The organism is Kutzneria kofuensis (assembly GCF_014203355.1).
GTDB classification, from domain to species: Bacteria; Actinomycetota; Actinomycetes; order Mycobacteriales; family Pseudonocardiaceae; genus Kutzneria; species Kutzneria kofuensis.
Genome location: NZ_JACHIR010000005.1, coordinates 166,974 through 177,351, shown reverse-complemented (window position 1 = coordinate 177,351; position 10,378 = coordinate 166,974). Strand labels below are relative to the sequence as shown.

At 74.9% G+C, this 10,378-nt stretch carries 7 protein-coding genes; 4 read left to right on the top strand and 3 right to left on the bottom strand.

Features of this window, described 5'->3' with window-relative positions; all coding sequences use genetic code 11:
- The 4 genes from BJ998_RS46410 to BJ998_RS46395 all read left to right on the top strand — a co-directional run.
- Positions 1-2,272, top strand: a 2,272-nt coding sequence (locus tag BJ998_RS46410) for an SDR family NAD(P)-dependent oxidoreductase (protein ID WP_184870602.1), incomplete at its 5' end; no start/stop codon positions are given.
- The gene (locus BJ998_RS46405; protein WP_184870601.1) at positions 2,269-3,216 is read left to right on the top strand and encodes an ABC transporter ATP-binding protein; all 948 of its coding nucleotides are present in this window, start codon (positions 2,269-2,271) and stop codon (positions 3,214-3,216) included. The genes BJ998_RS46410 and BJ998_RS46405, both read left to right, overlap by 4 nt.
- A gap of 16 nt (positions 3,217-3,232) precedes the next feature.
- Entirely contained in the window at positions 3,233-4,003 is a 771-nt protein-coding gene (locus BJ998_RS46400) for an ABC transporter permease (protein WP_184870600.1), read from the top strand.
- Entirely contained in the window at positions 4,000-4,785 is a 786-nt protein-coding gene (locus tag BJ998_RS46395) for an ABC transporter permease (protein ID WP_184870599.1), read from the top strand. Before BJ998_RS46400 ends, BJ998_RS46395 begins: the two co-directional genes overlap by 4 nt.
- 15 nt (positions 4,786-4,800) lie before the next feature.
- Here BJ998_RS46395 and BJ998_RS46390 read toward each other — a convergent pair whose 3' ends face one another.
- The 3 genes from BJ998_RS46390 to BJ998_RS46380 are packed head-to-tail and all read right to left on the bottom strand — an operon-like array spanning position 4,801 to position 10,156.
- On the bottom strand, positions 4,801-5,745 hold the full coding sequence (locus tag BJ998_RS46390; protein ID WP_184870598.1) for a UDP-glucuronic acid decarboxylase family protein: 945 nt from the start codon (positions 5,743-5,745) through the stop codon (positions 4,801-4,803).
- The gene (locus BJ998_RS46385) at positions 5,742-7,079 is read right to left on the bottom strand and encodes a UDP-glucose dehydrogenase family protein (protein ID WP_184870597.1); all 1,338 of its coding nucleotides are present in this window, start codon (positions 7,077-7,079) and stop codon (positions 5,742-5,744) included. The genes BJ998_RS46390 and BJ998_RS46385 overlap by 4 nt, the downstream gene beginning before the upstream one ends.
- A complete protein-coding gene (locus BJ998_RS46380; protein WP_184870596.1) occupies positions 7,061-10,156 on the bottom strand; it encodes a non-ribosomal peptide synthetase in 3,096 nt (1,031 codons plus the stop codon). The genes BJ998_RS46385 and BJ998_RS46380 overlap by 19 nt, the downstream gene beginning before the upstream one ends.
- Positions 10,157-10,378: the final 222 nt, after the last annotated feature.

Here is a 10,378-nt window from a genome sequence, read left to right as displayed (position 1 = left end):
CGACGACCTGGACGCCGTGCTGGCCGAGCTGCCCGGCGCACCGGAAGTCGTCGTGCACGCCCTGGGCATGGCCCCCGAGAACGGGCCGGACGTGGCCGCGGAAGCCGAGCGCATGTTCCGCACCCTGCTGGACCTCGTGCAGCGGGCCGGCAGCCGGCCGGTCGGCGGACGGCTGCCGGCGGTGCTGGTGCTCACCACCGGCGCAGTCGACGTCTCCGGCGGGGAGCCGCTGTCCCCGGCGCGTGCTGTGCTGTCGGCGCAGCTGCGGTCGCTCGCGGTCGAGTCACCCGGCCAGCGGTGCCGGCTTGTCGATTGCGGTCCGGGAACCGGCGTGGACGACCTCGTGCGCGAGCTCAGCGCCGGCTGGTCCGACCCGGTGGTGGCCCGCCGCCGCGGCCGGCGCTGGACGCCGGGGAGCCGGCCGCTGCGGTTCGACCAGCCCACGGCCGAGCCGGTGCGGCCGGCCGGCGCGTACGTCATCACCGGCGGGCTGGGCGGGCTCGGCAGCGTCCTCGCGCGGGCGATCGCCGGGACCGGCGGCCGGCCGAAGCTCGCGCTGCTGTCCCGCCGGGCCGACTCCGCGGACGGCCTGCGGGCCGAACTGGAGGCCCAGGGCGCCGAGGTCCGGGTGATCGCCTGTGACCTCGCCGACCGGGCCCGGACCGACGAGGCGCTGGACAGCGTGCTCGACCGGTTCGGCGGGATCACGGCCGTCTTCCACCTCGCCGGCGTGCCCGGCCGACAGCTCATGCCGGTGCTGGACGCGGCGGACGCCGCCGCCGTGCTCCGGCCCAAGGTGGCCGGCACGGCGGCCCTGGCGCACTGGCTGGACCGGCGCGCGCCCGGCACCCCGGTCGTCTGCTTCTCCAGCCGGGCCGCGCTGACCGGCATGATCGGCGGCGCCGACTATGCCGCCGCCAACGCGTTCCTGGACGCCTTCGCGGCCGTCCGCCCCGGCTGGCTGAGCATCAACTGGCCGGTGTGGACGGAGGTCGGCATGGCCGCCGGCACCCGGCTCGACGCCGCGCGCCGCCCGGCCGCCGACCCCGCCGGCGACCTGGTCGAGGAGACCACGCTGGCCGCCTCGACGTGCTGGGCGATGGACGAGCACCGGGTCCGCGGAGTGGCAGTGCTGCCCGGCACCGCGGTGGTCGACCTGGTGATAGGCGCGTTCCTGCGCACCGTTCCCGGCGCCGTCGCTCCGGTCGTGCTGCGGGACGTCGTGTTCCAGCACCCGATCAGCGGCAACCAGCCGAGGCGGGTCCGGGTGGTGTTCGACCGGTCGGACGGCCCGGAGTGGCGGGTGCGGGTGGTGTCGCGGCCGGCGGAAGGCGACGGGGAATGGCGGCAGCACGCCGTCTGCGCGGTCGCGCACGCCGACGTCACCGGTCGGACGGTCGACGTCGAGCCGCTGCGCCGGACCGGGACGGAAAAGCCGGTGCGGCGGGCACGGCCCGGCGGCGTGCTGGCGTTCGGCCCCCGCTGGCACAACGTCGGCCGGGCGTGGGAGTCGGCCGAGGCGACCCTGGTCGAGGTGGAGCTGCACCCGCCGTACGCCGCCGAGACCACCGACCACGCGGTGCATCCGGCCCTGCTGGACACCGCGACCGGCTTCCTCGGCGGGCCGACCGACGACGGCTTCTTCGCGCCTTTCGCGTACCGCACGCTGACGTGGCTCCGTCCGCTGCCGGCGCGGCTGCACAGCGTCCTGCGGCCCAGACAACGGTCCGCCGACTCGGTGGTCGTCGACGTGGACCTGGTCGACCCGCAGGGGGAGGTGGTGGTGGCTGTCGAGGGACTGACCATGCGGCGCACCGACGCCCGCTCCTTCGCCGCCGACGGCGGCCCGGACACCAAGGCGCCGTCGCCGAGGCCGGGACTGACGCCCCGAGACGGCATCCGGCTGTTGTTCGAGCTGCTCGGCCACCGGGTCCGCGGACAGGTGGCGGTCGCGCCGCCGGACGCCGGCGAACCCACCGAGAGTCCGGCACCGCCGGCACCCGCGCCGGCCGGGCCCGAGGTGCCGCCGGACATGCCGGTCGGCGACCGGTTGCGGGCCCTGTGGTGCGAGGTGCTCGGCCGCACGGACGTGACCGCCGACAGCGACTTCGTCGACCTCGGCGGTGACTCCCTGGTCGCCGTCGCGCTGACCGGCCGGATCCGGGACAGCTTCGGCGTCGAACTCGGCATCGGCGCGGTGTTCGAGTTCCCCACCCTCGCCGAGTTGACCGACGCGCTCGTGGCCCAGCTGGACGAACAGGAGCGGACATGACCCCGGCGGTGGCAGTCACCTCGCTCAGCCGCGAGTTCCGGTCGCCGGCGGGCAGCCGGACCGCGCTGGCGGACCTGGACCTGGTGGTCGAGGCCGGGGAGACGCACGGACTGCTCGGGCCGAACGGCGCCGGCAAGACCACCCTGGTCAAGGTCCTCGCCACCGTGCTGCTGCCGACCGGCGGCCGGGCCGAGGTGCTCGGCCACGACGTCGTGACCGACGCCCGCTGGGTGCGCCGGCGGATCGGCATCGTGTTCGGCGGCGACGGCGGCCTCTACACCAGGATCAGCGCGCGTAAGAACCTGCTGTTCTGGGCCAGCATGTACGGCCTGCGCCCGCAGGCGGCACGACGCCGGGCCGACGAGTTGCTGGGGCGGGTCGGCCTGGACGGCCGCGCGGACGAACCGGTCGAGCGGTTCTCCCGGGGTATGAAGCAGCGCCTGCACCTGGCGCGGGGCCTGGTCGGCGATCCGCGGGTGCTGTTCCTGGACGAGCCCACGGTGGGCATGGACCCGGTGGCGGCGCTGGAGTTCCGGCGGCTGGTCGGCGAGTTGCGGGCGGAGGGCCGGACGGTGTTCCTCACGACTCACGACATGGCCGAGGCCGAGGCGGTGTGCGACCGGATCTCGCTGATCGACGGCGGCCGGCTGCTGCTGACCGAGCGGACCGAGCTGGTCGGCGGCCTGCTCGCGGTGGGCGACCGGATCGACTTCAGCACCGCCGACGAGCACGTCCCGCGGGCCCTGCGCGAGCGTTCCGACGTGGGGGCGGTCGACGCCCAGGACGGCGTCGACCGCTGGCGCCTGGTGCCGGCCCCGGGCGGAGACGTCGGCGAGCTGGTGAAGGTCCTCGTGGACGCGGGCGTGACGAGCCTGCGGACGTCGCCGCCGAGCCTCGAAGAGGTCTATCTCAGCCTCATCGGCTCGCGCGGCCTGGCCATCTGACGGGAGGTCCCAGCCGATGAACGCCGTCGCCGCCGGGTTCCGGCTCCAGCTCGCGGTCATGCGCAGAACGCCGGCCCAGTTGCTCGTCCTGCTCACCACCCCGTTGTTCAGCAGCATGTTCCTGGCCATCGCGGTGCACTCCGGCAACCGGTCGATCCTGACCGACGCGGTGTTCGCGCCGGCGCTGATGTCGCTGTGGATGCTGGCGGTCGGGCTGGGCGGCGGCATCATCGGCGGGGACCGCTGGGCCGGCGTCCTCGAACTGCTGCTCGTCGCGCCCACCCCGTTGCTGTGGACGGTGGTCGGGCGCATCGCCGCCACCACCAGCCTGGCCGCGCTGTCGCTGGTGGAGTCCCTGCTCGTGGCCCGGCTCGGGTTCGGCGTCAGCCTGACCGTGCACCACCCGCTGCTGCTCGTGGGCACGCTGCTGGTGACGCTGTTCGCGCTGGTGGGCACGGCCGCCATGTTCGCCGGCCTGTTCGTGCTCAGCCGGGCGGTGCTGCTGTTCCAGAACGCCCTGACCTACCCGTTCTACATCCTCGGCGGGGTGCTCGTGCCGCTCAGCTACCTGCCGTCCTGGCTGCACCCGGTCAGCAAGCTGGTGTTCCTGTCGTGGGCCGGGGATCTGCTGCGGGACTGCGTCGACCGGGCCGGTCCGGTCGACGGGTGGCCGTGGCGGCTGCTCGCGGTCGCCGGTCTGGGCGTGGCCGCACTGGCCGCCGGCACGGTGCTCATCAACCGGATCAGCGCCCGGGTCCGCCGGACCGGATCGGCGGCGGTGGCATGACGACCTTGTTGCACGTGGTCCGCCGGACCGCGGTGAACTGCGTCGCCGAGCTGCGCGGCGCCTACACGCTCAAGACCTGGGTGTTCGGCTGGCTGGTGCGCATGCTCGCCCAGGTCACGTTCTTCGCCCTGGTCGGCCGGCTGGTCGGCACCCCCGACGCGGTCCGCTACCTGGCCGTCGGCAACGCCGTCGTGCTCGCCTGCCTGGAGTCCACGATCGTGGTGCTGTCCGTCAACGACGAACGGGCCCAGGGCACGCTGCCGCTGCTGGCCGCCAGCCCGGTCGGGCACACCCCGGTGTTCCTCGCCCGCGGCCTGCAGTGGGCGGCGACCGGCATGGTGTCGTCCACCGTCGCGCTGCTCGCCGTGCCGGCCGTGCTCGGCGTGCAGTACCCGGTCGACCGGCTGCTGGCCGCCCTGCCGGTGGTGTGGCTGGTCGGACTGGCCAGCTACGGCTACGGCTGCGCGCTGGCCGGGCTGGTGCTGCGGTTCGGCCGGATCGACTGGCTCGTGCTCAACGTCGGCTACCTGCTGGTGATGACCCTGGCCGGGGTGAACGTGCCGGTCGCGTTCTGGCCCGGCTGGCTGTCCTGGGTCGCCGAGATCCTCCCGGTGACCCACGGCCTCGCAGCCGTGCGCGCCGTGCTCGACGGCACGCCCGGCGTGCTGGGCGGGGTGGTGCTGGAGGCCGCGGTCGGCCTGGCCTGGCTGGTGGTGGCCTACGCCGGGCACCGGCGGTTCATCGCCGCCGGGCGCAGGCGGGGGACCATCGAGTTCGGCTGACGGTTCGCACGCCTCTCACCCGCCGGCCGCCACCGACTCGAAGTACTTGATCGTCCTGGCCAGCCCGTCCGCCAGCTGCACCCGGGGCTGCCAGCCCAGCACGCGGCGGGCCAGCGAGATGTCGGGCCGGCGGATCGACGGGTCGTCCTGCGGCCGCGGCACGTACTCGACCGGGCTGGCGGAGCCGGTCAGCCGGCGGACCAGGTCGGCCAGCTCGCCGACGGTCACCTCGTGCGGGTTGCCGATGTTCACCGGGCCCGGATGCCGGGAGGCCAACAGCAGCAGGCAGCCCTCGACGAGGTCGTCCACGTACTGGATGGACCGGGTCTGGCTGCCGTCGCCGGTCACGGTGAGCGGCTGGCCGCTGAGCGCCTGCCGGATGAACGTCGGCACCACGCGCCCGTCGTGCGCCCGCATCCGCGGCCCGTGCGTGTTGAAGATCCGCATGATCGCGGTGTCCACGCCGTGCGTGTTGCGGTAGGCCATGGTCAGCGCCTCGGCGAACCGCTTGGCCTCGTCGTACACCGCGCGCGGCCCGACCGGGTTGACGTGCCCCCAGTAGTCCTCCGGCTGTGGATGGACCTGCGGGTCGCCGTAGGCCTCCGACGTGGACGCGAGCACGAACCGAGCGCCTTTCTCCTGGGCGAGCCCGAGGGCGTGCAGCGTGCCGTGCGAACCGGCCTTGAGCGTCTCGATCGGCCACCGCAGGTAGTCCACCGGCGAAGCGGGGGAGGCCAGGTGCAGCACGGCGTCCACGGGGCCGGGCACGGACACGGAGTCGGTGACGTCCGCGCGAACCAGCCGGAACGGTCCGATCTCCGGCAGGTGGGCCACGTTCGCCGGCCGGCCCGTGCGGAAGTTGTCCAGGCACACCACCTCGTAGCCCTCGACGAGCAGGCGTTCGCACAGGTGCGAGCCCAGGAAGCCGGCGCCGCCGGTGATCACCGCCCGTGGCCTCATCGGACCAGCTCCCACTGCAGGTCGGCGGACACGCCGTGATCCGGACGGCCGACGCCGGCACAGCTCAGCCCCGCCTGGGCCAGCCGTCCCGGATCGAGCAGGTTGCGGGTGTCGACCACCACCGGACGGCGGGCCAGCGCGGCCATCCGGGCCCAGTCGAGCCGGTCGAACTGCGGCCACTCGGTCAGCACCACGAGGGCGTCGGCGTCCAGCGCGGCGCGGTAGGCGTCCGGCACCAGCTCGATGCCGGCCAGGGTGGCGGTCGGGGGCACCGCCGGGTCGTACCCGACGAGGGTCGCCCCGGCGCGGCGCAGCAGCGTGGCGACCGCCAGCGCCGGGGAGTCGCGCAGGTCGGCCGTGCCGGCCTTGAAGGCCAGCCCGAGCAGGCCCAGCCGGACGCCGCGGAGCGAACCGTCCGGCCGTCCCGTCACCGCCTGCCGGATCTTGGCGACCATCCGCTCGTGCTGCCGCGTGTTCGCCTCGACGGTGGCGCGGACCAGGGCGAAGTCGACGTCGGCGGTGGCGGCCATCCGCACCATGGCGACGGTGTCCTTGGGCAGGCACGACCCGCCCCAGCCCGGGCCGGGGGCGAGGAACTGCGGGCCGATCCGGTGATCCATGCCCATCCCCTTGCCGACATCGGCCATGTCCGCGCCGAACCGCTCGCACAGCTCGGCGACGGCATTGGCGTAGGACAGCTTCATCGCCAGGAAGCAGTTCGAGGCGTACTTGATCAACTCGGCGCTGGCCGGGTCGGTGTGCAGCACGGGCGCGTCGAGCCCGGCGTACAGGCCGGCGACCCGGTCCGCGGCGGCCCGGTCGTCGGCGCCGATCACGATCCGGTCCGGCCGCAGGAAGTCGGTGACCGTGCTGCACTCGCGGAGGAACTCGGGATTGCCGACGACCGGCACGTCCGCGCGGCCGAGCAGGGCGGCCAGCCGCCGAGTGGTGCCGATCGGCACGGTGGACTTGGCCACCAGCACGCAGCCCGGCGCCAGCAGGCCCCGCACGTCGGCCACCACCGACTCGACCACGGTCAGGTCGGCCGACCCGTCCGGGCCCATGGGCGTGGGCACGCACAGCATCACGACCTCGGCGCCGCCGACCGCGGCCGCGGCGCCGAGCACGAACCTCAGCCGGCCGGCCGCCGTGCCCGCCGCGACCAGGTCGGCCAGTCCCGGCTCGGCCAGGTCGACCACACCCGCGGCGAGCCGGTCCACCTTGCCGGCGTCCACGTCGGCGCACACCACGTCGTGGCCCAGCGAGGCCAGGCACGCGGCGGTGGTCAGTCCGACGTAACCGGCTCCGATTACCGCTACCCGTCGTGCGGGCATGTGGCCCCCCTGGTCGTCGCGTCGCGTGCCCCCGGCGCCTCCCGGCGCTGCCGGACGAGGCCGGCCAGCCGGGCCGGGGTCGGCGCCTGGAAGATGGTCAGCAGCTCGATCCGCTCGCCGCACACCTCGCTCGCCCGCGCGGCCAGCTCCAGCGCGCGCAGCGAATGGCCGCCGCTGAGGAAGAAGTTGGCGTCCGCGTCCAGACCGGGCAGGGCCAGCACGGTCCGCCACAGCTCCACCAGCCGCCCGGTCAGTTCGTCGGCCGGCTCGACGGGCCGCCCGGACCGGGCCGGGACGCCGTCGGTCATGGCGGCCAAGTGCCGGTGGTCGACCTTGCCGCTGGGGGTCTCGGGCAGCCGGTCCAGCACGGCGATCCGGGCGGGCACGGCGTAGCCCGGCAGCTGCTCGGTCGCGTGCCGCCACAGGTCCTCGCGGTCGCAGCCGTCCCCGTCGGGCACGACGAACGCCGCCAGCACGTCCTCGCCGTCGTCCGCGGGCACCATGATCACCGCCGCGGCGCGGACCGCCGGATGCGTCTCGAGCGCCGACTCCACCTCGCCGAGCTCGATCCGGTGGGCGCGCAGCTTCACCTGGCGGTCGCGGCGGCCCAGCAGTTCCAGCGACCCGTCCGGGCGCAGCCGGGCCACGTCGCCGGTGCGGTAGATCCGGCCCAGCCGCGGATGTTCGTGGAACGCCGCCGCGGTCTGCGCCGGCAGGTTCACGTAGCCCAGGGCCACGCCGTCCCCGCCGATGCACAGCTCGCCCTGCTGGCCGGTCGGCACCTCGGCCAGGTCGTCGTCCAGGACGTGCACCCGCGTGTTGGCGATCGGCCGGCCGACGGTCACCTGGTCGTCGTCCGGCTCGATGTCGGCCACGGTCGACCAGATGGTCGTCTCCGTCGGGCCGTACACGTTGTACAGCCGGCAGCCGGCGTCCAGCAGCTGCCGGGCCAGGGCCGGCGACAGCGGCTCGCCGCCGCAGAGCACGCGCAGGCCGTGGAGCTGGCGGCCGGCCTCCGGCGCCAGCCGTCGCCACGTGGTCGGCGTCGCCTGCACGACGGTCACGCGTTCCTTGGCCAGCAGCTCGGTCAGCGCCCGCGGATCGGCGCGCAAGTCGTCCGGTACGACCACCACCCGGCCCCCGGTGGCCAGTGGCAGCCACAGTTCGAGCGCGGAGATGTCGAACGTGAGCGTGGTCAGCCACGGCATCGCGTCGTCCGCGCCCGCCGCGAGCAGCTCGGCGAAGTGCCCGACGACGTTGCGCAGGTTGCCGTGGGTGAGCCGGACGCCCTTGGGCGGGCCGGACGAGCCGGAGGTGTAGATCAGGTAGGCGGGCGCGGCCGGGTCGGGTTCGGGCAGCGGCGCCGGGTCGGCGGCGCAGTCGGCCGGGTCGACCGAACCGAGGGCCGACCCCGGGCCGTCGACGACCCACTGGCATCCGCTGTCGGTGAGTTGGTGCCGGACGCGGGCGGCCGGCAGGCCGGGGTCCAGCGGCAGGTACGCGGCGCCGGCGGCCCAGATGCCCAGGAGCGCCGCGGCCGTCCGCGCGCTGCGCGGCCCGGCGACCGCCACGACGTCGCCCGCGCCGACACCGTGCCGGGCCAGCCGTTCGCGCATGGCGTTGGCCGCGGCGAGCAGCCGGCGGTAGGTCGTGGTCACGCCGGCGTCGACGACCGCCGGGTCGTCCGGAGTGGACAGTGCCTGCCGGGACACCAGGCCGGCGACCGTCGCCGGGCCCGGCCACCGGCGGTCGGTGCGGTTGATCCGGTCGGTCAGCGCGTGGTCGGCCGGCGTGCGCATGTCCAGCCGCCGCACCGGTTCGCCGGGTGCGGCCGCGGCCGCCCGCAGCAGGGCGACGTACTGCGCCAGGTAGCGGCCGGCCTGGTCCCGGTCGTGCACCTCGGTGCTGAACACCAGCTGGCACAGCGTGCGGTCGTGGTTGACGTCGATGCTGAGCTCGAGGTCGAACCGGGCCAGCCCGGTGTCCACATGGGACACTTCGAGACCGGTCGCGGGGTCGCCCGCGGTGACCGCCGTCGGCCGGAAGTTGAACAGGTGCCGGAACAGCCGGGCCCGCCACGCGCCCGGCTCGGCGGCATCGTCCTCGCCGCCGCCGGTGAGCGACTCGTAGGACACGCGCGGGTGGGCGAGCGCCGCCAGGAACGCGTCGCGCACCGCGGCGACCAGGTCGGCGAAGCCGGCGTCCGGGTCGGCTCGCACGCGCAGCGGCACGGTGTCCACGCGGTAGCCGAGCGCCCGCTCGGCGCCGGGCGGCCGGGCGTTGAGCATCACCCCTACGGCCATGTCCGGGCCGGCTCCCTGCCGAAGCAGGAGCAGGTAGTACGCGCTGAGCAGGACGATGTTCGGGGTGACCCGCAGCTCGCGGCGCAGCGTGTCGACCGCGGCCAGCGTGTCCGAGGGGATCTCACAGGTCAGGCAGTCACCGGCGAAGGTCGGGACGGCCGGCGCCGGCCGCGTGTCGCGCAGCTGCATGCCCGGCCGCGTCCCGGCCACCTGGTCCCGCCAGTACCGCACGGCCTCGTCGGACGGTGGCTCCACCACCGGGACCGCGGCCGGCGGCGGCAGGCCGGGATCGTCCCGGCCGTCGGCGAACGCCTGGTAGGCGGCCATCAACTCGGTCACCAGCACCCGCAGCGCCGAGTGGTCGACCACGAGATGGTGCGCCACCAGGCAGATCAGCGAGCGACCGTCGGCGAGGGTGAACAGGCCCACCCGCACGGGCAGCCCGGCGTCGAGGTCGAACGGCTCACCCGCGTACCGGCGCAGGTCCGCGGCAGCGTCGTCGGCCGTCGACATCGCGACGTCCACGCCGGCCGTCACCTCGGCGGCCGCCGTGACCATCCGGGTGGGCCGGCCGTCCACCAGGGGGAACGTGCTGCGCAGCGGCTCGTGCCGGGCGACCAGCCAGCCGAACGCCTCGTTGAGCGACCACCACCGCACGGCGCCCGGAACCGTGACCGACACGGCCACATTGGACACTCCACGGTCCGGGGCCAGGCGTTGCAGCAGCCACAGGGCCTCCTCGTGCGGGCCGAGCGGCGGGCCAGGAAGCGCCAAGGTCAGATCACCGTCCAGCAGCCGGGTCCGGACGTGGCCGGCGGCCGGACGCGCCGAGCGTGCCGTCCGGCCCGGGTCCTCCGTCGTGCCGCCACCCGAAGGATCGTGTCCGCTTCCCGGTGGCCGGGACATGTCACGTAAACCGGTGACGGGTGTGATCCTTCCGGCCGAGGTTAGCGTCGCGGTCAGGCCCAGCAGCGAAAGGCGAGCCGTACAGTGCGC